Consider the following 21,775-nt stretch of genomic DNA (forward strand, 5'->3'; position numbering starts at 1 on the left):
CGCCGGCCGGAAGCTGTCGGGGTGACCCAGACAGCACCCACCTCCAGCCCCCGGGCCGGCTCCCCGGCCCCCCGCGAGCCCGGCCGCATCCACCGGGCCTGGTTCGCCGCCGCCGTCGCCTTCGTGACGATCATCGGCGCCGCCGCCTTCGCCTCCCTCCCCGGACTGCTCATCGACCCGCTGCACGAGGAGTTCGCCTGGTCGCGCGGCACCATCGGCTTCGCGGTCTCCGTCAACCTGGCGCTCTACGGGCTCACCGCGCCCTTCGCCGCCGCCCTGATGGACCGTTTCGGCATCCGGAAGGTCGTCGCGGCGGCCCTGACCGTGATCGCGGCCGGCTCGCTGGCCACGGTGTGGATGACCGCGTCCTGGCAGCTGGTGCTGTTCTGGGGCGTGCTGGTGGGCCTGGGCAGCGGTTCGATGGCGCTGGCCTTCGCGGCGACGGTGACCAACCGCTGGTTCACCGCCCGGCGCGGGCTCGTCACGGGCGTCCTGACCGCCGCGGGCGCCTCCGGCCAGCTGATCTTCCTGCCGCTGCTGTCCTGGCTGGTGGAGCACCACGGCTGGCGCCCGGCGTCGGTCACCGTGGCGCTCGCGGCCCTGTCCGTCGTCCCCTTCGTCTGGCTCCTGCTGCGCGACCACCCGGCCGACGTGGGCCTCGCCCCGTACGGGGGCGTCCACGAGCCCAAGCCCGCGCCCGTCCGGGGGGCGGCCCGCAGGGCGGTGACCGTCCTCTTCCGGGCGGCCCGGACGGGACCGTTCTGGCTGCTGGCGGGCACCTTCGCGATCTGCGGGGCCTCGACGAACGGGCTGGTGCGCACCCACTTCACCCCGGCCGCCCACGACCACGGCATGCCGGTGACGGCGGCCGCCGGGCTGCTCGCCGTGATCGGGGTGTTCGACGTCCTCGGCACCATCGCCTCCGGCTGGTTCACCGACCGGTTCGAGGCGCGCCGCCTGCTGGCCGTGTACTACGCCCTGCGCGGGGTGTCACTGCTGTTCCTGCCGGTCCTGCTGGCGCCGTCCGTGCACCCGCCGATGGTGTTCTTCATCGTCTTCTACGGGCTGGACTGGGTCGCGACCGTCCCGCCGACCATCGCCCTGTGCCGGGAGCACTACGGGCAGGACAGCGCCATCGTCTTCGGCTGGGTGCTGGCCTCGCACCAGGTGGGCGCGGCGGTGGTGGCCTTCCTCGGCGGGGTGGCCCGTGACGCCCTCGGCTCCTACGACCTGGTCTGGTACGCGGCCGGCGGGCTGTGCGCGGTGGCGGCGCTGATGGCGATGGTGATCCGCCGCCGCCTCCCGGAGCCGGCCGCGGCCTGAGCCGGGCCGGCGGTCCCGGGCGGCTGGGGTCTCAGGCGCCGGCGGGGGTGGTGGACTTCAGGGTGCCGTCCGGGCCGGCGAGCAGGACGGGGGTGGCCGGGCCGCCGAGGTCGCGGACGGCCGCGCGGTCGGCTTCGGCGGGGGCGTCGGCCGCGCTGACGACGGCGGCGGCCTCCAGGGAGCGGGCGCCGCTGGCCACCGCCATGGCGACGGCCGTCTGGAGCGCGCTGAGCTTGAGGGAGTCCAGCTCCACGGTTCCGGCGACATAGGTGCGTCCGGTCTCGTCCCGTACGGCCGCCCCCTCCGGGACCCCGTTGCGGGCCCGGGCGCTGCGCGCCAGGGTGATGATCTTGCTGTCCTCGGGGTCGATCCCCGCTCCCACGCTGCTCTCGGTCATAGGCGAAAGCATAGGGAGCGCCCCGGCGGCGACGTGCAACGACCCCGCCGGGGCGCGGTTCCCCCGTCGCGCCTCCCCCCGGGGCGCAGGACAAACCTAAACAGTCAACCGCCCACACCCTGCGATCCGAAGGTCCCGAACCCGCATGACCTTGGACCCTAACCTTCGGCCTGGGGAGGGCCAGGGCTTACGGCCGGTCGAGCCGCAGCCGCTCCGCCCTGGGCAGACCCGCCACGACCAGGTCGTACGAGTCCTCCACCAGCTCCCGCACCAGCGCGTCCGGCAGCTCGCCGACCGTCACGGTGTTCCAGTGCCGCTTGTTCATGTGCCAGCCCGGCACGATCGCGGCGTGCTGCTCGCGCAGCCGCACCGCCGCCTCCGGATCGCACTTGAGGTTGACCTTGAGCGGCTCGCCGTCCAGGGCCGACAGGGCGAACATCTTGCCCAGCACCTTGAACACCGAGGTCTCGGGGGTGAAGGGGAACTCCTCCACCGCCGCGTTGAAGCTCAGACAGAACGCGCGCAGCTCCGCCGGGGTCACTCCGCCTCCTCACCCTCGCCGTCCTCGGGAACCACCGGCTCCACGAGCACTGTGACGATCTTGTTCCGGCGGCCCGCCGGGGACTCGGCCGTCAGCCGCAGCGGACGCCCGTCCGGCAGGTCCACCACCGCCGAGGCCCCGGCGATCGGCACCCGCCCCAGGGCCTTCGCCAGCAGTCCGCCGACGGTCTCCACGTCCTCGTCGTCGAAGGCCAGCGCCCCGAACAGCTCGCCGAGGTCGGTGATGTCCAGGCGCGCCGTGACCCGGTAGCGGTCGTCGCCGAGCTCCTCCACGGGCGGCAGCTCACGGTCGTACTCGTCGGTGATCTCGCCGACGATCTCCTCCAGGATGTCCTCGATCGTGACGATGCCCGCCGTGCCGCCGTACTCGTCGATGACGACGGCCACGTGGTTGCGCACCGACTGCATCTCGCGCAGCAGGTCACCGGCGTTCTTGGTGTCGGGCACGAAGACCGCCGGGCGCATCACCGTCGAGACGAGGTCGGTCTCGGCCTCCCGGTTGATGTGCGTGCGGCGCACGAGGTCCTTGAGGTAGACGATGCCGACGATGTCGTCCTCGTTCTCCCCCGTGACCGGGATCCGCGAGAAGCCCGAGCGCAGGGCGAGAGTGGTCGCCTGGCGGATGGTCTTGTAGCGCTCGATGCAGACCAGGTCGGTGCGCGGCACCATCACCTCGCGCACGAGCGTGTCGCCGAGCTCGAAGACCGAGTGCACCATCCGGCGCTCCTCGTCCTGGATCAGCGACTCCTTCTCCGCGAGGTCCACCATCGCCCGCAGCTCCGCCTCGGAGGCGAAGGGTCCCTTGCGGAAGCCCTTCCCCGGGGTGAGGGCGTTGCCGATGAGGATCAGCAGCTGCGGGATCGGCCCCATGATCCGCGCCAGCGGGACGAGGACGTACGCGGCCGCCGTCGCGGTGTTCAGCGGGTGCTGGCGGCCGATCGTACGGGGGGAGACCCCCACCGCGACGAAGGACACCAGCACCATCACGGCGATGGCCACCAGCAGCGCGGTCCAGTTCTCCCCGAACGCGTCGAGGCAGACGTACGTGACGAACACGCCCGCCGCCATCTCACAGGTGACGCGGACCAGCAGGGCCACGTTGACGTAGCGGGTGGGGTCCCCGGCGACCTGCGCCAGCTTGGCGCTGCCGCGCCGGCCCTCCCGTACGGCCTGCTCGGCGCGGAAGCTGGAGACCCGGGCGATCCCGGACTCGGCGCAGGCCGCGAACCAGGCCACCACCGTCAGCAGGACCGCCCCGGTGATCAGCTGGTAGTCGCTGCTCACGAGACGGTCGGGGCCGGGGACGGACCGGTCAGCCCGCGCTCACCGCGCCAGCCGTCGACGATGGCCGCCTGGAGGCCGAACATCTCGGCCTTCTCGTCCGGCTCCTCGTGGTCGTACCCGAGCAGGTGCAGCACCCCGTGGACGGTCAGGAGCTGGAGCTCCTCGTCCATGGAGTGCTGCGTCGGGGCCTCCTGGCCCTGCTTCTTCGCCACCTCGGGGCACAGGACGATGTCCCCGAGGAGCCCCTGCGGGGGCTCCTCGTCGTCCTTCGACGGCGGACGCAGCTCGTCCATCGGGAAGGACATGACGTCGGTGGGTCCGGGCAGGTCCATCCACTGGATGTGGAGCTGCTCCATCGCCGCCTCGTCGACGACGATGACGGAGAGCTCGGAGAGCGGGTGGATCCGCATCCGGGTGAGCGCGTAGCGGGCAACGTCGAGGATCGCCTGCTCGTCGACTTCGGTTCCGGACTCGTTGTTGACGTCGATCGACATGGTGCGCTGGGTTCTACTTCCGCTGGTTGCCGTTCCGGGCGGGTCCGGTCTCCCGGGCCGCCTGGCTGTCGTCGTACTTCTCGTACGCGTCGACGATACGGCCGATCAGCTTGTGCCGGACGACATCCTCGGACGTGAGCCGCGAGAAGTGGATGTCGGGCACCCCTTCGAGGATCTCCTGGACCTGGCGCAGACCGCTCCTGGTGCCGTTCGGCAGGTCGACCTGGGTGATGTCACCGGTGATGACGATCTTCGTGTCGAAGCCGAGGCGGGTCAGGAACATCTTCATCTGTTCCGGGCTGGTGTTCTGCGCCTCGTCGAGGACGACGAAGGCGTCGTTCAGCGTGCGGCCGCGCATGTACGCCAGCGGCGCCACCTCGATGGTCCCGGCGGCCATCAGACGGGGGATGGAGTCCGGGTCCATCATGTCGTGCAGGGCGTCGTAGAGCGGGCGCAGGTAGGGGTCGATCTTGTCGAAGAGCGTGCCCGGCAGGAAGCCGAGCCGCTCCCCCGCCTCGACGGCGGGCCGGGTCAGGATGATGCGGCTGACCTGCTTGGACTGCAGGGCCTGCACCGCCTTGGCCATGGCGAGGTAGGTCTTGCCGGTGCCGGCGGGGCCGATGCCGAAGACGATCGTGTTCTTGTCGATCGCGTCGACGTACCGCTTCTGGTTGAGGGTCTTGGGGCGGATGGTGCGGCCGCGGCTGGAGAGGATGTTCTGGGTGAGCACCTCGGCCGGCGTCTCCAGCGGGCGCCCCTGCGCATCGCTGCCGTTCGCCTTGAGCATGGCGATCGAGCGTTCCACTGCGTCCTCCGTCATCGGCTGCCCGGTGCGGAGCACCAGCATCATCTCGTCGAACAGGCGCTGGATGAGGGCGACTTCCGCCGCTTCCCCGACCGCGCTGACCTGGTTGCCCCGAACGTGGATGTCGGCCCTCGGGAAGGCCTTCTCGATCACGCGCAGCAGCGCGTCACCCGAGCCGAGAACGGTCACCATCGGGTGCGTCGCCGGGACGGTGAAGTGGGCTCGCGCCTGGCCCGGTACGGGGCTGTGGGCTGTCGGTGTCTGAGTCATGGGCCGGCACTGTGGCCTGCGCATACCTCCCGCTGAGGGGCCGCGCCGATCGACGGCCTCCGGAGTACCAAGGGTACGTCCACCCCGCGGCGTTCCCGAGGGGTTTTCCGGCTCGGCCCCGGGCCGGCCTAGGCCGGGCTGCGGAAGCCGATGGTGGGCACGGCCCGGCGGCGGTAGCAGGGGACGGCGCCCGGCGGGACGAGGGCGTCCAGGAAGGCGTAGCGGCCCCGCAGCTCCTCGGGGGCGGTGCGCCACCAGTGGGCCACCTCGGACCAGCCCGGCGCGGAGAGGGAGCCGCCGAACTCCTGCACCGAGAGGGCGGCGGTCAGGCCGGCGAAGGCCAGCCGGTCCGCCAGCGGCCAGCCCGCGAGGCTGCCGGTGACGAACCCGGCCACGTACACGTCCCCGGCTCCCGTCGGGTCCAGGGCCTCCACGGCGATCGCGGGGACCTCCGCCGTCTCCCCCGTCCGGGAGTCCACGGCGTACGAGCCCTCGGAGCCCATCGTCACCACCGCGACCGGCACCTTCTCCGCCAGTGCCCGGGCCGCGGCGCGGGGACAGTCGGTGCGGGTGTACCGCATGGCCTCGCCGGCGTTGGGCAGGAAGGCCTCGCAGTGCTCCAGGTCGGCCAGGGCGCCGAGGTCCCAGCGGCCGGTGTCGTCCCAGCCCACGTCGGCGAAGACCCGCGAGCCCCGGCGGGCCGCCTCGCCGATCCAGTCCTCGCGGCGGCCGGCGGAGAGCGAGGCCACGGCGGCCCGGGTCCGCGGCGGGCACCAGGGGAACGGGCCGGGGCCGGCCGGGGGCGGGGCCTCGTGGCCATGGGAGACCATCGTGCGCTCGCCCTCGTAGGCCATGGAGACGGTGACCGGGCTGTGCCAGCCGGGGACGGTGCGCGACATGGACAGGTCGATGCCCTCGCCCTGCTCCAGGGCGTCCCAGCAGTACTCGCCGTAGTGGTCGTCGCCGAAGGCGGCGGCGAGGGAGGTGCGCAGGCCGAGCCGGGCCAGGGCGGTGGCCATGTTGGCGACGCCGCCGGGGCTGGAGCCCATGCCCCGGGCCCAGGACTCCGTCCCCCGGACGGGGGCGGAGTCGAGGCCGGTGAAGATGATGTCGAGGAAGACCGTGCCGGTCAGGAAGACGTCGCAGCCCGGCTCCAGGGGGTCGCGCAGCGGGCCCAGCGGGTCGAGTGTTCCGGGGCGGCTGGTGCGGCTGTCCCGACTGGTCACGGTGTACTCCCCGTTGAAGTGTCGTTTCTGCGTTCGGCTGGCGGGCTGCCAGGACTGCCCGGGCACCCGGAGGCCAAACCCAGTGTGACGCACCTCACCTGAGCCGGGCTCTCCTTCCACCCTCGCCCCGCTGGTCCCGCCCTTGACGCTAACGCTTCGGCAGGGCGACCCGGGACAGGTCGGCCGCGACCGTCAGCTCGCCCTCGAACCCCGCCCCGCGCGCCTGCCGTTCGAACTCCGCGGGGTCGGGGTACCGCTGGGAGAAGTGCGTCAGGACCAGGTGCCGGACGCCCGCGTCCCGGGCCACCCCGGCCGCCTGCCCGGCGGTGAGGTGACCGTGGTCCTGCGCGAGGGCCCTGTCCGCGTCGAGGAACGTGGACTCGATGACCAGCATGTCGCAGCCCTCCGCCAGCTCCCGGACCCCCGGGCACAGCCGGGTGTCCATCACGAAGGCGAACCGCTGCCCGGCCCGGTGCTCGCTGACGTCCTCCAGGGTGACCTCCCCCAGCCGCCCCTCACGCTGGATCCGCCCCACGTCCGGACCCTTGATCCCGTGCCGCGCGAGCAGCTCCGGCAGCATCCGCCGGCCGTCCGGCTCGGTCAGCCGGTAGCCGAAGGACTCCACGGGGTGCGAGAGGCGCCGGGCCTCGAGGACGTACGAGGGGCCGTGCGCCAGCACCCCGTCCTCCGCGACGGGTTCCTCCCGCAGCCGCACCGTCTCCCGGTAGGCGGTCGCGTACCGGAGCCGGTCGAAGAACTTCTGCCCGGAGGCCGGGTAGTGCGCGGTCACCGGGTGCGGGACCTGGTCGAGGTTGATCCGCTGGATCACCCCGGCCAGGCCGAGGCTGTGGTCACCGTGGAAGTGCGTGACGCAGATCCGGTTGATGTCGTGGGCCGCGACCCCGGCCCGCAGCATCTGCCGCTGCGTGCCCTCGCCCGGGTCGAAGAGGATGCCCTCGCCGTCCCAGCGCAGCAGGTAGCCGTTGTGGTTGCGGTGCCGGGTGGGTACCTGGCTGGCGGTGCCGAGGACCACGAACTCGCGTACGGACACGAACGACTACCCGGGGGGCCACTGGAGGCCGCGGCCGCCCAGGACGTGCAGGTGGGCGTGGAAGACGGTCTGGCCGGCGCCGGCGCCGGTGTTGAAGACCACCCGGTAGCCGTGGTCGTCGATCTTCTCGTCGGCGGCGATCCGCCCGGCCTCACGCAGTATGTCGGCGACCACGGCAGGCTCGGCGGCGGCGAGCGAGGCCGCGTCGGGGTAGTGCAACTTCGGAATGACGAGCACGTGGGTCGGCGCCTGCGGGTTGATGTCCCGGAAGGCGACGGTGGTTTCGGTCTCCCGGACCACGGTCGCGGGGACACTGCCCGCGACGATCTTGCAGAACAGGCAGTCCGCCTGCGGTTCCCCGGCCATGGCCACGCCTCCCGTGATGTTGATCGGTCGGGGCATGCTACCGGCCCGGGCCCCCGCCCGGCCCGGCGGCCGAGCGGGGTTCGACGCCGCTACGACCAGCGGCCCGTGCGGGCCAGCAGGACGGCGGTGGCCGCCGTGCCCGCCGTCGAGGTGCGCAGGACGCTGTGGCCCAGGCGGTACGGGCGGGCGCCCGCCTCCGCGAAGACGGCCAGTTCCTCCGGGGAGACCCCGCCCTCGGGGCCGACCACCAGGACCACCGAGCCCGACGCGGGCAGCGCGGCCGTCGCCAGCGGCTCGGAGGCCGCCTCACGGTCCTCGTGGAGCACCATCGCCAGGTCGGCGGTCGCCAGCAGCGCGGCCACCTGCTTCGTGGAGAGCGCCTCGCCGACCTCCGGGAAGCGGACCCGGCGCGACTGCTTGCCCGACTCGCGGGCGGTGGCCCGCCACTTGGCCAGGGACTTGGCCCCGCGCTCGCCCCGCCACTGGGTGATGCACCGCGAGGCCTGCCACGGCACGATGGCGTCGACGCCGGTCTCCGTCATCGTCTCCACGGCCACCTCGCCCCGGTCGCCCTTGGGCAGCGCCTGCACCACCGTGATCCGCACGGCCGGCTCCGGCTCCTCCACGATCCCGTGCAGGTCCGTGACCACCAGGCGGTCCTTGCCCTCAGCCGCCTTGACCACCCCTTGCGACCAGCGGCCGCGCCCGTCGGTGAGGACGACGTCCTCACCCGGGTTCAGCCGCTTCACGGCCACCGCGTGCCGCCCCTCGGGGCCCTCCAGCACGAACTCCGGCCCCGCGGGGACCTCTTCGACCACGAACACGGGGGCCGTCATGACGCTCTCCTCATCTGCAACACCTTCAACGCGCTCTGCGCCTCGGCCAGTTCGGCCGCCAGCACCTCCACCAGCTCCCCCGCCGGCAGCGCCCGGGCCAGCCGGTGCCCCTGCCCCGCCCACAGCGCCATGCCCTGCGGGTCCCCGGCGGCGGCGGCCGCCTTGCGCAGCCCCGCCGTCATGTGGTGGATCCGGGGGTAGGCGGCCGGGGCGTACGGGCCGTGCTCGCGCATGAAGCGGTTCACCAGGCCCCGCGCGGGACGGCCCGAGAAGGCCCGGGTGAGCTCGGTGTGCGGGAACATCGGGTCGGTCAGGGCCTTCTTGTGCAGCGGGTGGGCGCCCGACTCCCGGCAGGCCAGGAAGGCCGTGCCGAGCTGCGCGCAGTCCGCGCCCGCCGCGAGCAGCGCCGCGATCTGCGCGCCGCGCATCACCCCGCCCGCCGCGATGATCGGCAGCGCCACGGCCTCCCGCACCTGGGTGACCAGCGCGAGCAGGCCGACGCCCGCCGTGCCGTCGGTCTGCGGGTCGTCGCGGTGGGTGCCCTGGTGGCCGCCGGCCTCGACGCCCTGGACGCAGACGGCGTCGGCGCCGGCCGCCTGGGCGGTGCGGGCCTCGTCGGCCGAGGTCACGGTGACGACCGTGTACGTGCCGACGGCCCGCAGCCGGGCGAGGGCGGCCGGATCGGGGCAGCCGAAGGTGAAGGAGACGACCCGGACCGGGTCCTCCAGCAGGATGGCGAGCTTGGCGTCGTAGCCGTCGTCGTCGGTGCCGATGATGTCCTCCTCGGCGAGGGAGACCTCGTACCAGCTCGCCTCGCCCGCCAGCTGCCCGCGGTAGGCCTCGACGGCGGCGGGGTCGGCGTGGGCGGTCTGCGGCAGGAGGAGGTTCACGCCGAAGGGGCGCCGGGTGAGCCCGCGCGTCTGCTTGATCTCCTGGTACATGCCGTCGGCGGTCTTGTAGCCGCCGGCCAGGAAGCCGAGCCCGCCCGCCTCGCACACGGCGGCGACGAGGGGCGGGCCGGAGACCCCGCCCGCCATGGGAGCCTGCACGATCGGGTACGGGTGGAGACCGTTCGGTGCGGAGGACATGCACTGCATCGTGCCATGTCCGGGTCACGGCGCCGAATCATGGCATTCGCCTGGCATAGTCCGCTTTCCCGGGGGGCGCGCAACAGCGAGGAGCCCGGTACGGGTTCTCCCGTACCGGGCTCCTGAGCGCACTGCCGCAGGGCGGTCAGCGGCCGTTGAACGCGTCCTTCAGGCGGCTGAACAGGCCCTGCTGGCCCGGCGCGAACTGGCCCATGGGCCGCTCCTCGCCGCGCAGCTTGGCGAGCTGGCGCAGCAGCTCCTCCTGCTGGGCGTCCAGCTTGCCGGGGGTGGTGACCTCGACGTGGACGATCAGGTCGCCGCGCCCGCCGCCGCGCAGGTGCGTGACACCGCGCCCGTGCAGCGGGATCGCCTGGCCGGACTGGGTGCCGGGGCGGACGTCGATCTCCTCCAGCCCGTCCAGCGTCTCCAGCGGGCACTTGGTGCCCAGGGCCGCCGCCGTCATGGGGATGGTGACCGTGCAGTGCAGGTCGTCCCCGCGCCGCTGGAAGGTCGGGTGCGGCAGCTCGTGGATCTCCACGTACAGGTCGCCGGCGGGGCCGCCGCCGGGGCCGACCTCGCCCTCGCCCGCGAGCTGGATGCGGGTGCCGTTCTCGACGCCGGCCGGGATCTTGACCGTCAGGCTGCGGCGGGAGCGGACCCGGCCGTCGCCCGCGCACTCGGGGCACGGGGTCGGGACCACGGTGCCGAAGCCCTGGCACTGCGGGCAGGGGCGCGAGGTCATGACCTGGCCCAGGAAGGACCGGGTGACCTGCGAGACCTCACCGCGGCCGCGGCACATGTCACAGGTCTGCGCCGAGGTGCCGGGAGCGGCACCCTCGCCGGAGCAGGTGCCGCAGACGACGGCGGTGTCGACCTGGATGTCCTTGGTCGTACCGAAGGCGGCCTCGTCCAGCTCCAGGTCGAGGCGGATCATGGCGTCCTGGCCCCGGCGGGTCCGCGAGCGCGGGCCGCGCTGCGAGGCCTGGCCGAAGAAGGCGTCCATGATGTCGGAGAAGTTGCCGAAGCCGCCCGCTCCGAAGCCGCCCGCGCCGCCACCGCCGCCCGAGGAGGACAGCGGGTCGCCGCCGAGGTCGTAGACCTGCTTCTTCTGCGGGTCGGAGAGGACCTCGTAGGCCGCGTTGATCTCCTTGAAGCGCTCCTGCGTCTTCGGGTCCGGGTTCACGTCCGGGTGGAGTTCACGCGCGAGGCGGCGGAAGGCCTTCTTGATCTCGTCCTGAGATGCGTCGCGGCGCACGCCGAGTACGGCGTAGTAGTCCGTGGCCACTTACGACTCCGCCAGGATCTGTCCGACGTAACGTGCCACTGCGCGTACCGCTCCCATCGTTCCGGGGTAGTCCATGCGGGTCGGTCCGACCACGCCGAGTTTGGCGACTGCTTCGCCGCCCGAACCGTAGCCGACGGACACGACCGACGTGGAGTTGAGCCCCTCGTAGGCGTTCTCGTGCCCGATCCGTACGGCCATCCCCGACTCCCCGGCCTCGCCCAGCAGCTTGAGGAGCACCACGTGCTCCTCCAGCGCTTCGAGCACCGGCCTGATCGTCAGGGGGAAATCATGTCCGAAGCGAGTGAGGTTGGCGGTGCCGCCGATCATCAGCCGCTCCTCCGCCTCCTCCGCCAGGGTTTCGAGGAGGGTCGCGAGCACCGCCTTGACGGTGGCCCGGTCCTCCATCTCGAACGACTCCGGCAGGTCCTGCACCAGATTCGGGACGTCGGTGAAACGCCGGCCGACCACCCGGCTGTTGAGCCGCGCCCGCAGGTCGGCGAGGGAGTTCTCGCCGAAGGGGGTCTGGGTGTCCACCATGCGCTGCTCGACCCGCCCGGTGTCCGTGATCAGGACGAGCATCAGCCGGGCCGGGGCCAGCGACAGCAGCTCGACGTGCCGGACGGTGGAGCGGGTCAGCGACGGGTACTGGACGACGGCGACCTGACGGGTGAGCTGCGCGAGCAGCCGTACCGTACGGCCGACGACGTCGTCGAGGTCGACGGCCCCGTCGAGGAAGTTCTGGATGGCCCTCCGCTCGGGCGTCGACAGCGGCTTGACCCCGGCCAGCCTGTCGACGAAGAGGCGGTAGCCCTTGTCGGTGGGGATCCGGCCGGCGCTGGTGTGGGGCTGGGCGATGTAGCCCTCCTCCTCCAGCACGGCCATGTCGTTGCGCACGGTGGCCGGTGAGACGCCCAGCTTGTGCCGCTCGGTGAGGGCCTTGGAGCCGACGGGCTCCTCCGTCCCGACGTAGTCCTGGACGATGGCGCGCAGCACCTCGAGTCTGCGTTCACTGAGCATCGCGCACACCTCCGGATGCGGGTCGGTCGTCGGGCGGTCCGGGCCGGGTTGGCACTCTGACTGTTCGAGTGCCAGGGATCCCCCGGTCAGTGTACGGCCGGGTAGTACGCCGGGGGCAAGGGCGGCCCGCCAGGGTAGCGTCGCGGCATGGACATGCGATGGGAAGAGGCGGGCTGGGAACGGCTGACCGGGCGGGCGGGCCGGCGACGGCTCCCGGTGTGGGACTGCACGGTGGGGCTGGTGGTGGGGGACGACTCGGTGCTCCTGATCGACCCCGGATCGAGCGTGCGGGAGGGGGCCGGGATCCGTGCCGAGGCGGAGCGGCTGACCGGGAGGCACGTGACCCATATCGCATTCACGCACGGACATTTCGACCACGTCCTGGGCGGCGGCGCCTTCGCGGGCGCCCAGTTCTTCGGTGCGGTCGGTCTGGACCGGCTGCTGGGCACCCCCGGGGGCCGCGAGGAGCTCCGGTACAGCGCGGTGGCCCAGGGCCTGGCGGAGGGGGAGGCCGACGAGGCCTGCGACCTGCTCAAGGCGCCGGGGCACCAGGTGTCGGGCGAGTGGACGCTGGAGCTGGGCGGGGTGCAGGTGCTGCTGGCGAACCTGGGGCCCGCGCACTCCGAGCACGACCTGGCCGTCTTCGTGCCGGGCGAACGGGAGACGGTGTTCTGCGGGGACCTGGTCGAGGAGTCGGGCGAGCCCCAGGCGGGCTCCGACGCGGTACCGGGGCAGTGGCCGGCGGCCCTGGACCGGCTGCTGTCGCTGGGCGGGGAGGACGCGCTGTACGTGCCGGGTCACGGAGCGGTGGTGGACGCGGCCTTCGTACGTGCGCAACGCGCCACACTGGCGGACCGTTTCGGCGTGTCGCGGGCGTGAGCGCGGCCGCGCTCCTAGTGTCGGCCGGATGCGTGAGTACTCGCCCGACCTGACCCCGCAGTGGAAGCGCGCCAAGCCGGTGCCGGAGGTGCCGGCGGACCCCGATCTGGTGGTCGAGGTGGCGGGCACGGACTTCTGCGGGGCGGTGGTGGCCTGCGAGGCGGGCACGGTGACCCTGGAGGACCGGTTCGGCAAGCGCCGGGTGTTCCCGCTGGAGCCGCGCGGCTTCCTGCTGGACGGCGCGGTGGTGACGCTGACCCGCCCGTCACGGGCTCCGGCCGCGCCCGCCCGTACGGCCTCGGGCTCCATCGCCGTCCCCGGGGCGCGGGCGCGGGTGGCGCGGGCGGGGCGGATCTACGTGGAGGGGCGCCACGACGCCGAGCTGGTCGAGCGGGTCTGGGGCGACGACCTGCGGATCGAGGGCGTGGTGGTGGAGTACCTGGAGGGGGTCGACGACCTCGCGGCGGTGGTGGCGGAGTTCGCCCCGGGCCCGGACGCCCGCCTCGGGGTCCTGGTGGACCACCTGGTCCCGGGTTCGAAGGAGTCCCGGATCGCGGCCTCGGTGAGCGGGCCAGACGTGCTGGTGGTGGGCCACCCGTACGTGGACGTCTGGCAGGCGGTGAAGCCGTCGGCGCTGGGCATCCGGGCCTGGCCGGAGGTCCCGCGCGGCCAGGACTGGAAGACGGGCGTCTGCCGGGCCCTGGGCTGGCCGGAGCACACGGGGGCCGCCTGGCAGCACATCCTGTCCCGCGTGACGTCCTACCGCGACCTGGAGCCGACGCTGCTGGGGCGGGTGGAGGAACTGATCGACTTCGTCACGGCCGGCGGTAGCGCTTGAATTTGGGAAGCGTTCGGAACTCGGTGGTGTCCAGTTTGATCCCCAGGACATCCAATGGAACCGGCAGCCCGAACGCAGTGGTGAGTTCCATGTCGTAGTCCGCTTCCTCACCCCGTCCCGTCGGCTTCGTCAGCAGGACGCACACCGCCTCGAAGGGGTCGATGATCAGATACGCCGGAACCCGGCCAGCCGCGTACATCGACCGCTTGATCTCGTAGTCGGTGTGGACGCTGTTCTTCGACACGACCTCAACCAGCAGAGTGGTCGCTGGAGCCGGAACGAGCCTCCCGGGCCCGTCGAACGCGCCGTGCTCAACCACCACCAGGTCAGGCTGTGGCTCCGACGTCTCGCCGGGAATGGCGATGTCCTGAGTCTGAACCGGATACCACCTGTCGAGGGGAATCTGCTTCAGCACATGCAGGATGATCAGATTGTGGACCCAGTCGGGCCCGGCCATCATCACGATGTCCCCCCTGAGGAGCTCAGCCTTGAAGCCCTCCGGGACCACCAGGTCCTCGAAGAACTTGGCGACATCCGTGATCAGCCGGTCATCCACAGCAGTCATCTCCGTGGTCCTCCGCGTTCGCCGCCGTCGCTTACGGCGGCGAGCCTAGGTCCAGCGTAAGCAGTGGCATCCGGGTTCCGGGGGCATTCACCCGACTGGGGGATCAGTCCACCAGGTCCCGCACCACCGCGTCCGCCAGCAGCCGCCCCCGCAGGGTCAGGACCGCGCGCCCCGCCTCGTACGGGGCCGCCTCCAGGAGGCCGTCGGCCAGGGCGCGGCGGGAGGCCGCCAGGCCCGCAGGGGCCAGCAGGGACAGCGGGACGCCGTCGACCAGGCGGAGCTCCAGCAGGATCCGCTCCACCCGCCGGTCCTCCTCGGAGAGGAGCTCGCGCCCCGCGCCCGGGGAGCGGCCCTCCGCCAGGGCCGCAGCGTAGGCGCCGGGGTGCTTGACGTTCCACCAGCGGACCCCGCCGACGTGCGAGTGGGCGCCGGGGCCGGCGCCCCACCAGTCGGCCCCGCGCCAGTACAGCTCGTTGTGCAGGCAGCGGCCGGCCTCGGAGGTGGCCCAGTTCGACACCTCGTACCAGGAGTACCCGGCCCGCTCCATGACCTCGTCGGCGATCAGGTACCGGTCGGCGTGGACGTCGTCGTCGGTCATCGGGACCTCGCCGCGGCGGATCCGGCGGGCCAGCTGGGTGCCCTCCTCGACGATCAGGGCGTACGCGCTGACGTGGTCGGGCCCGGCGCCGAGCGCGGCGTCCAGGGAGGCCCGCCAGTCCTCGTCGGACTCACCGGGGGTGCCGTAGATCAGGTCGAGGTTGACGTGCTCGAAGCCCGCCGCGCGCGCCTCGGCGACACAGGCCTCGGGGCGGCCGGGGGTGTGGGTGCGGTCGAGGACCTTGAGCACGTGCTGCTTCGCGCTCTGCATGCCGAAGGAGATCCGGTTGAACCCGCCCGCGCGCAGCTCGGCCAGGTACTCGGGGTTCACGGACTCCGGGTTGGCCTCGGTGGTGACCTCGGCGTCCTCGGCCAGGCCGAACTCGTCGCGGATCGCCGCGAGCATGCGGACGAGGTCGGCAGCGGGCAGCAGGGTGGGCGTGCCGCCGCCGACGAAGACGGTCCGCACGGCGCGCGGGTCGTCGCCGAGCACCTTGCGGGCCAGGCGGACCTCGTCGATCAGGGTGTCGGCGTAGTTCTCGCGGGAGGCGAGGACGCCGCCGGTGCCGCGCAGCTCGGTCGCGGTGTAGGTGTTGAAGTCGCAGTACCCGCAGCGGGTGGCGCAGTACGGGACGTGCAGGTAGAACCCCAGCGGCCGCCCCCCGGCGCCCGCCAGGGCATGCGACGGCAGCGAGCCGTCTTCGGGCATGGGGTCACCATCGGGCAGTGCGGAAGGCATGGCCCCATTGTCCCGCACCGCCCCATGGTCGTTTACGCCCTCGGCCCCGCGCCGGGCTCAGGCCTCGCGCGAGCCCGCGTACATCTCCTCGATGAGGTGCTTGAACTCGCGCTCGACGACCGGCCGCTTCAGCTTGAGGCTGGGCGTGAGGTCGCCGTGCTCGACGTCCAGGTCGCGCGGCAGGATCCGGAACTTCTTGATCGTCTGCCAGCGCTGGAGGTTCTCGTTGAGGGTCTGTACGTAGGTCTCGATCAGGCGGTCGGTCTCGGGGGCGGCCAGGACCTCGGCGTACGTCTTGTCCTCCAGGCCGTTCTCGGCGGCCCAGCCGAGGATGGCGGGCTCGTCGAGGGCGACCAGGGCGGAGCAGAAGTTGCGGTCGGCGCCGTGGACGACGATGGCCGAGACGTAGGGGCAGATCGCCTTGAACTGACCCTCGATCTCGGCGGGGGCGACGTACTTGCCGCCGGAGGTCTTGATCAGGTCCTTCTTGCGGTCGGTGATGCGCAGGTAGCCGTCCGGGGAGAGCTCGCCGATGTCGCCGGTGTGCAGCCAGCCGTCGCTCTCCAGGACCTCGTCGGTCTTGTCGGGCTGGCGGTGGTAGCCCTGCATGATGCCGGGGCCGCGCAGCAGGACCTCGCCGTCGTCGGCGATGCGGACCTCGGTGCCGGGCAGGGGCTTGCCGACGGTTCCGGTGCGGTAGGCCTCGCCGGGGTTGACGAAGGAGGCGGCGCTGGACTCGGTGAGGCCGTAGCCCTCCAGGATGTGGATGCCGGCGCCGGAGAAGAAGTAGCCGATCTCCGGGGCGAGGGCGGAGGCGCCGGAGACGGCGGCGCGCAGTTTGCCGCCGAAGGCCTCGCGGAGCTTGGAGTAGACGAGGGCGTCGGCGATCTTGTGCTTGGTGGAGAGGCCGAAGGGGGCGGTGGCCCGGCCGGTGCGGCGGTAGTTGTCCTGGGTGACCTTGGCGTACTCGCGGGCGACGCCGACCGCCCACTGGAAGATCTTGTACTTGGCGCCGCCGCCGGCCCGGGCCTTGGCGGCCACGCCGTTGTAGACCTTCTCGAAGATGCGCGGGACGGCCGCCATGTAGGTGGGCTGGACGACCGGCAGGTTCTCGATGATCTTGTCGATGCGGCCGTCGACGGCGGTGACGTGCCCGACCTCGATCTGGCCGGAGGTGAGCACCTTGCCGAAGACGTGCGCGAGCGGCAGCCACAGGTACTGGACGTCGTCGCTGTTGATCATGCCGGTGGCCACGGTGGCCTTGGCCATGTACGACCAGTTGTCGTGCGGGAGCCGGACGCCCTTGGGGCGGCCGGTGGTGCCCGAGGTGTAGATGAGGGTGGCGAGCTGGTCGGCGGTGATGGCCGCGATCCGCTCCTTGACGGCCGCCGGGTGCTGGCCGAGGTACGCGTCGCCGCGCGCCTCCAGGTCGGCGAGGGAGAGCACCCAGCCCTCCGGGTCGCCCTCGGCGGGGACCGCGTCGGCGGCCTCCATGACGACCACGTGGCGCAGCTCGGGGAGGTCGGCGCGGCGCTCGCGGGCCTTGGCCAGCTGCTTGGCGTCCTCGGCGATGAGCACCCGGCTCTCGGAGTCCGCGAGGATGAAGGCGGACTCGTCCGCGTTGGTGCTGGGGTAGACGGTGGTGACGGCGCCGCCGGCGCACATCACTCCCAGGTCGGCGAGGATCCACTCGACGCGGGTGTTGGAGGCGAGGGCGACGCGCTCCTCGGGGCGCAGGCCCAGGGTGATGAGTCCGGCGGCGATGGCGAAGACCCGGTCGGCGGCCTGCTGCCAGCTGAGCGACTTCCAGTCGTCGGGGCCTTCCCCGGGGCGGGCCGGGGGCACGGGGTAGCGGTAGGCCTCCCCGTCGGGTGTGGCGGCGACGCGGTCAAGGAAGAGGGCCGCCACGGTGGGCGGGCGGTTCTCGATCAAGGTCTGTGTGTCGCTCACGACATCCTCCGGACCGGGTCCACGCGGCCAGGGCGTGGGCGTGGGGCGCTTGGGACTGGCGGGGCGCAGCCGCCGGGTACGCGGCTGGCATGATTCGTTACCGGTTGCGTTACCGGCCGGTTAACTGGCCGGTAACCATCGAGCTTTGATCAGGGTAGAGGCCGCCCGCCCGGTGCGTAAGGGCCCCTGAGCCGCCGCTTCATAACGAAAAGGGCCCCCATGCGTGTGCATGTGGGCCCTTTTCGCGCGACATGGGAACGGCCGCGGCTACTTCTTCTTGCCGCCGGACTCGTCGCTGGAGAGGACGGCGATGAAGGCCTCCTGCGGCACCTCCACGGAGCCGACCATCTTCATGCGCTTCTTGCCTTCCTTCTGCTTCTCCAGCAGCTTCCGCTTACGGGAGATGTCACCGCCGTAGCACTTGGCGAGGACGTCCTTGCGGATGGCGCGGATGGTCTCGCGGGCGATGACGCGGGAGCCGACGGCCGCCTGGATCGGCACCTCGAAGGCCTGCCGCGGGATGAGCTCGCGCAGCTTGGCGACCAGGCGCACACCGTAGGCGTAGGCGGCGTCCTTGTGGCAGACGGCGGAGAAGGCGTCGACCTTGTCGCCGTGCAGCAGGATGTCCACCTTGACCAGGCTGGAGGCCTGCTCACCGGTGGGTTCGTAGTCGAGCGAGGCGTAACCGCGCGTCTTGGACTTCAGCTGGTCGAAGAAGTCGAACACGATCTCCGCGAGGGGGAGCGTGTAACGGATCTCGACCCGGTCCTCGGAGAGGTAGTCCATGCCGAGCAGCGTGCCGCGGCGGGTCTGGCAGAGCTCCATGATCGCGCCGATGAACTCGGTCGGCGCGAGGACGGTGGCGCGGACGACCGGCTCGAAGACGTCCTTGATCTTGCCCTCGGGGAACTCGCTCGGGTTGGTGACGGTGACTTCCTTGCCGTCCTCCAGCACCACCCGGTAGACCACGTTGGGCGCGGTGGCGATCAGGTCGAGGCCGAACTCGCGCTCCAGGCGCTCGCGGACCACGTCCAGGTGGAGCAGGCCGAGGAAGCCGACGCGGAAGCCGAAGCCGAGCGCCGCCGAGGTCTCCGGCTCGTAGACGAGCGCGGCGTCGTTGAGCTGGAGCTTGTCCAGGGCCTCGCGCAGCTCCGGGTAGTCCGAGCCGTCGAGCGGGTACAGGCCCGAGAAGACCATCGGCTTCGGGTCCTTGTAGCCGCCGAGGGACTCGGTGGCGCCGCCCGTCATCTGCGTGATGGTGTCGCCGACCTTGGACTGGCGGACGTCCTTCACGCCGGTGATCAGGTACCCCACCTCACCGACGGACAGGCCGTCGGCAGGCAGCATCTCGGGCGAGTTGGTACCGATCTCCAGCAGCTCGTGCGTGGCGTTCGTCGACATCATGCGGATGCGCTCGCGCTTGTTGAGCGTGCCGTCGACGACACGGACGTACGTGACCACGCCGCGGTACGAGTCGTAGACCGAGTCGAAGATCATCGCGCGGGCGGGGGCGTCCTTGACGCCGACCGGGGCCGGGACGGTGTCGACCACGCGGTTGAGCAGCGCGTCGACGCCGAGGCCGGTCTTCGCCGAGACGCGCAGGACGTCGTCGGGGTCGCAGCCGACCAGGTTCGCCAGTTCCTCGGCGAACTTCTCCGGCTGGGCGGCCGGCAGGTCGATCTTGTTCAGGACCGGGACGATCGCGAGGTCGTTCTCCATCGCCAGGTACAGGTTGGCGAGGGTCTGGGCCTCGATGCCCTGGGCGGCGTCCACCAGGAGGATCGTGCCCTCGCAGGCGGCGAGGGAGCGCGAGACCTCGTAGGTGAAGTCGACGTGACCGGGGGTGTCGATCATGTTCAGGATGTGCGTGGTCCCGGTCCCGGCGCCCTCGGTGGGGGCCCAGGGCAGGCGGACCGCCTGCGACTTGATCGTGATGCCGCGCTCACGCTCGATGTCCATGCGGTCGAGGTACTGGGCGCGCATCTGCCGCTGGTCGACGACACCGGTGAGCTGGAGCATCCGGTCGGCGAGGGTCGACTTGCCGTGGTCGATGTGCGCGATGATGCAGAAATTGCGGATCAGCGCCGGGTCGGTACGGCTCGGCTCGGGCACGTGGCTGGGGATGGCGGGCACGCAGTGTCCTGATTCTCGGGTCGCTGTCGGATCTGCTGTCGAACGGTACGCAGGCTCCCATGGTCCCATGGACCGGGCGATGCGCTCGGTTTGGGCCGGTCGAAGCGCGCCTGGTAGCCTGGGTGGCTGTGTCTCGCATGCCCTCTCAGCACTCGAGGCACGTCCGGAAAAATACTCTGAACCTGAAAAGGCTCTTTCGTGGCGAACATCAAGTCCCAGATCAAGCGGAACAAGACCAACGAGAAGGCCCGCCTTCGCAACAAGTCGGTCAAGTCCGAGCTGCGCACCTTCATCCGCAAGGCCAACGAGGCCATCCTCGCCGGCGACGCGGAGAAGGCCACCGCTGCGGCCCGCCTGGCTTCCAAGAAGCTGGACAAGGCCGTCTCGAAGGGTGTCATCCACAAGAACGCCGCCGCCAACAAGAAGTCGGCGCTGGCCTCCAAGGTTGCCGCCATCTGAGGTTCCGCACTCGATGTGAACGCCGGGAAGGACCAAGCGGGCCCTCTCATCCGCTCCTGACCGGCACCCAGCGCCGCACGCGGCCTGCGTTCGCCACGCGGGTGCGGCGCACACAGCAGTGACCGAAGGCCCCGGCCCCCGCCCTTCCCCAGGGCGGAGGCCGGGGCCTTCGCGCGTCCGGCCTCGTCGGCGTTCGAGGCTCGCGGGCATCCCTGCGGTAGCCGGGGCAGGACCTGAGGGCGAGCGGTGGCCGGGGAGGGTCCGGGGGCGGAGCCCCCGGGGGAACCCCAGGAGGGAACCGCTACCGCCCCCGCGAGGGCCTGGCGGCCCGCGCCACCGCCACGACGGCCTTCTCCAGCGCGTACTCGGGATCGTCCCCGCCGCCCTTGACGCCCGCGTCGGCCAGCGCGACGGCCCGCAGGGCCTCGGAGACCCCGTCCGCCGACCAGCCCCGCATCTGCTGCCGGACCCGGTCGATCTTCCACGGCGGCATCCCGAGGTCCCGTGCGAGGTCGCCCGGGCGGGCTCCGCGCGGGGCGGAGGCCAGCTTCCCGATCGCCCGGACGGCCTGCGCCAGCGCGCTGGTGATCAGCACCGGCGCCACCCCGGTGGCCAGGGACCAGCGCAGGGCCTCCAGGGCCTCCGCCGCCCGCCCCTCGACCGCCCGGTCGGCGACGGTGAAGCTGGAGGCCTCGGCCCGGCCGGTGTAGTAGCGGCCGACCACGGCCTCGTCGATGGTGCCCTCGACGTCCGCGCACAGCTGCGTCACCGCGCTCGCCAGCTCCCGCAGGTCGGCGCCGATCGCGTCGACCAGGTTCTGGCAGGCCTCGGGGGTGGCCGAACGCCCCAGCGCCCGGAACTCGGCCCGTACGAACGAGAGCCGGTCGGCGGCCTTCGTCATCTTCGGGCAGGCGACCTCCCGGGCCCCCGCTTTGCGGGCGGCGTCCAGGACGGCCTTGCCCTTGACCCCGCCCGCGTGGAGGAGGACGAGGGTGATCTCCTCGAACGGGGCGGTGAGGTAGGCCTTGACCTCCTTCACCGTGTCCGCGCCGAGGTCCTGCGCGTTCCGCACGATCAGGACCTTGCGCTCGGAGAAGAGCGACGGGCTCGTCAGCTCGGCCAGGGTGCCGGGCTGGAGCTGGTCGGAGGTGAGGTCCCGCACGTCCGTGTCGGCGTCGGCCGCGCGGGCGGCCTTCACCACGTCCCGGACGACGCGGTCGAGCAGCAGGTCCTCCTGCCCCACCGCGAGGGTGATCGGGGCGAGGGGATCGTCGGTGGGGTTCTTCCTGGTGGCCATCGGCTCCAGCATCCCACGCCGCACTGACAGCCCCCGGCCCCCGGTGCACGAGAATGATGCGGTGAACCTGCGACATGTACTCGTCCTGCCCGACCGCGACGCCGCCGAGGAGGTGGCCCGGGAGGCCGTGGACCGCTTCGGCCTGCCCGAGGAACCCCAGCTGGTGCGCGACGCGCTGGCCGGCGAGGACGACGCCGAGGACGCCCAGTGGCTGGTGGTCGTCGAAGACCCGCGGCAGCGGCTCGACGCCGCCGTGCTGGACGAGCTCGCCGCCGCCTACGAGGGCTGGCTCGAATCCCCCTGAGGCGCCCGGCC

The 21,775-nt window shown here is 72.1% G+C and carries 22 protein-coding genes; 5 read left to right on the forward strand and 17 right to left on the reverse strand.

Features of this window, described 5'->3' with window-relative positions; genetic code table 11:
* Positions 1-21 precede the first annotated feature (21 nt).
* Complete coding sequence (locus ABT403_RS33810; RefSeq protein WP_344156011.1) at positions 22-1,323, forward strand: MFS transporter; 1,302 nt, start codon at positions 22-24, stop codon at positions 1,321-1,323.
* A 31-nt stretch (positions 1,324-1,354) separates the two neighbouring features.
* Here ABT403_RS33810 and ABT403_RS33815 read toward each other — a convergent pair whose 3' ends face one another.
* The 12 genes from ABT403_RS33815 to hrcA all read right to left on the reverse strand — a co-directional run bounded on the left by ABT403_RS33815 (position 1,355) and on the right by hrcA (position 12,003).
* On the reverse strand, positions 1,355-1,720 hold the full coding sequence (locus ABT403_RS33815) for a cytidine deaminase-like protein (RefSeq protein ID WP_079426830.1): 366 nt from the start codon (positions 1,718-1,720) through the stop codon (positions 1,355-1,357).
* 187 nt (positions 1,721-1,907) lie between these two features.
* Positions 1,908-2,261, reverse strand: coding sequence for an MmcQ/YjbR family DNA-binding protein (locus tag ABT403_RS33820; RefSeq protein ID WP_344156017.1), 354 nt, complete (start codon positions 2,259-2,261; stop codon positions 1,908-1,910).
* Entirely contained in the window at positions 2,258-3,565 is a 1,308-nt protein-coding gene (locus ABT403_RS33825; RefSeq protein WP_344156020.1) for a hemolysin family protein, read from the reverse strand. The genes ABT403_RS33820 and ABT403_RS33825 overlap by 4 nt, the downstream gene beginning before the upstream one ends.
* On the reverse strand, positions 3,562-4,059 hold the full coding sequence (ybeY, locus tag ABT403_RS33830; protein ID WP_344156023.1) for an rRNA maturation RNase YbeY: 498 nt from the start codon (positions 4,057-4,059) through the stop codon (positions 3,562-3,564). Before ybeY ends, ABT403_RS33825 begins: the two co-directional genes overlap by 4 nt.
* A gap of 13 nt (positions 4,060-4,072) precedes the next feature.
* Positions 4,073-5,134, reverse strand: coding sequence for a PhoH family protein (locus tag ABT403_RS33835; RefSeq protein ID WP_344156026.1), 1,062 nt, complete (start codon positions 5,132-5,134; stop codon positions 4,073-4,075).
* A gap of 128 nt (positions 5,135-5,262) precedes the next feature.
* Positions 5,263-6,360, reverse strand: a complete 1,098-nt coding sequence (locus tag ABT403_RS33840) for a carbohydrate kinase family protein (RefSeq protein WP_344156029.1) — start codon at positions 6,358-6,360, stop codon at positions 5,263-5,265.
* A 148-nt stretch (positions 6,361-6,508) separates the two neighbouring features.
* Complete coding sequence (locus ABT403_RS33845; RefSeq protein WP_344156032.1) at positions 6,509-7,411, reverse strand: ribonuclease Z; 903 nt, start codon at positions 7,409-7,411, stop codon at positions 6,509-6,511.
* 6 nt (positions 7,412-7,417) lie between these two features.
* Positions 7,418-7,777 carry a histidine triad nucleotide-binding protein gene (locus ABT403_RS33850; RefSeq protein ID WP_344156811.1) on the reverse strand — a complete coding sequence of 120 codons (360 nt, stop codon included), beginning with the start codon at positions 7,775-7,777 and terminating at the stop codon, positions 7,418-7,420.
* Between the two features lie 89 nt (positions 7,778-7,866).
* Positions 7,867-8,613: a 16S rRNA (uracil(1498)-N(3))-methyltransferase gene (locus tag ABT403_RS33855; RefSeq protein ID WP_344156035.1), complete on the reverse strand. Its 747-nt coding sequence runs from the start codon at positions 8,611-8,613 to the stop codon at positions 7,867-7,869.
* Complete coding sequence (locus tag ABT403_RS33860) at positions 8,610-9,701, reverse strand: nitronate monooxygenase (RefSeq protein WP_344156038.1); 1,092 nt, start codon at positions 9,699-9,701, stop codon at positions 8,610-8,612. The genes ABT403_RS33855 and ABT403_RS33860 overlap by 4 nt, the downstream gene beginning before the upstream one ends.
* A gap of 145 nt (positions 9,702-9,846) precedes the next feature.
* Positions 9,847-10,986: a molecular chaperone DnaJ gene (gene dnaJ, locus ABT403_RS33865; RefSeq protein WP_079426849.1), complete on the reverse strand. Its 1,140-nt coding sequence runs from the start codon at positions 10,984-10,986 to the stop codon at positions 9,847-9,849.
* Positions 10,987-12,003 (reverse strand): heat-inducible transcriptional repressor HrcA, encoded by a 1,017-nt coding sequence (hrcA, locus tag ABT403_RS33870; RefSeq protein ID WP_344156043.1) that lies wholly within the window; start codon positions 12,001-12,003, stop codon positions 10,987-10,989.
* A gap of 147 nt (positions 12,004-12,150) precedes the next feature.
* Here hrcA and ABT403_RS33875 point away from each other — a divergent pair, with 147 nt between their 5' ends.
* Positions 12,151-12,882, forward strand: coding sequence for an MBL fold metallo-hydrolase (locus ABT403_RS33875; protein WP_344156045.1), 732 nt, complete (start codon positions 12,151-12,153; stop codon positions 12,880-12,882).
* 28 nt (positions 12,883-12,910) lie between these two features.
* Positions 12,911-13,720 carry a DUF3097 domain-containing protein gene (locus ABT403_RS33880; protein WP_344156048.1) on the forward strand — a complete coding sequence of 270 codons (810 nt, stop codon included), beginning with the start codon at positions 12,911-12,913 and terminating at the stop codon, positions 13,718-13,720.
* On the opposite strand, the gene ABT403_RS33885 is transcribed toward ABT403_RS33880, so the two are convergent.
* From ABT403_RS33885 to lepA, 4 genes are all read right to left on the reverse strand, one after another.
* Positions 13,698-14,285: a Uma2 family endonuclease gene (locus tag ABT403_RS33885; protein WP_344156051.1), complete on the reverse strand. Its 588-nt coding sequence runs from the start codon at positions 14,283-14,285 to the stop codon at positions 13,698-13,700. The genes ABT403_RS33880 and ABT403_RS33885 overlap by 23 nt on opposite strands.
* A gap of 103 nt (positions 14,286-14,388) precedes the next feature.
* A complete protein-coding gene (hemW, locus tag ABT403_RS33890; protein WP_344156054.1) occupies positions 14,389-15,621 on the reverse strand; it encodes a radical SAM family heme chaperone HemW in 1,233 nt (410 codons plus the stop codon).
* A 57-nt stretch (positions 15,622-15,678) separates the two neighbouring features.
* Positions 15,679-17,571 (reverse strand): AMP-dependent synthetase/ligase, encoded by a 1,893-nt coding sequence (locus tag ABT403_RS33895; RefSeq protein WP_344156057.1) that lies wholly within the window; start codon positions 17,569-17,571, stop codon positions 15,679-15,681.
* A 267-nt stretch (positions 17,572-17,838) separates the two neighbouring features.
* Positions 17,839-19,704 (reverse strand): translation elongation factor 4, encoded by a 1,866-nt coding sequence (gene lepA, locus ABT403_RS33900; protein WP_344156060.1) that lies wholly within the window; start codon positions 19,702-19,704, stop codon positions 17,839-17,841.
* 198 nt (positions 19,705-19,902) lie between these two features.
* Between lepA and rpsT the strand changes: the two genes are divergently transcribed.
* The gene (gene rpsT / locus ABT403_RS33905) at positions 19,903-20,163 is read left to right on the forward strand and encodes a 30S ribosomal protein S20 (protein WP_030030523.1); all 261 of its coding nucleotides are present in this window, start codon (positions 19,903-19,905) and stop codon (positions 20,161-20,163) included.
* A gap of 301 nt (positions 20,164-20,464) precedes the next feature.
* Here rpsT and holA read toward each other — a convergent pair whose 3' ends face one another.
* Complete coding sequence (gene holA, locus ABT403_RS33910) at positions 20,465-21,460, reverse strand: DNA polymerase III subunit delta (RefSeq protein ID WP_344156067.1); 996 nt, start codon at positions 21,458-21,460, stop codon at positions 20,465-20,467.
* 61 nt (positions 21,461-21,521) lie between these two features.
* Between holA and ABT403_RS33915 the strand changes: the two genes are divergently transcribed.
* A complete protein-coding gene (locus ABT403_RS33915; protein ID WP_344156070.1) occupies positions 21,522-21,764 on the forward strand; it encodes a hypothetical protein in 243 nt (80 codons plus the stop codon).
* The last annotated feature ends 11 nt before the right edge of the window (positions 21,765-21,775 follow it).

The organism is Streptomyces sp. NPDC000075, from assembly GCF_040301925.1.
Classification (GTDB): Bacteria; Actinomycetota; Actinomycetes; order Streptomycetales; family Streptomycetaceae; genus Streptomyces; species Streptomyces polychromogenes.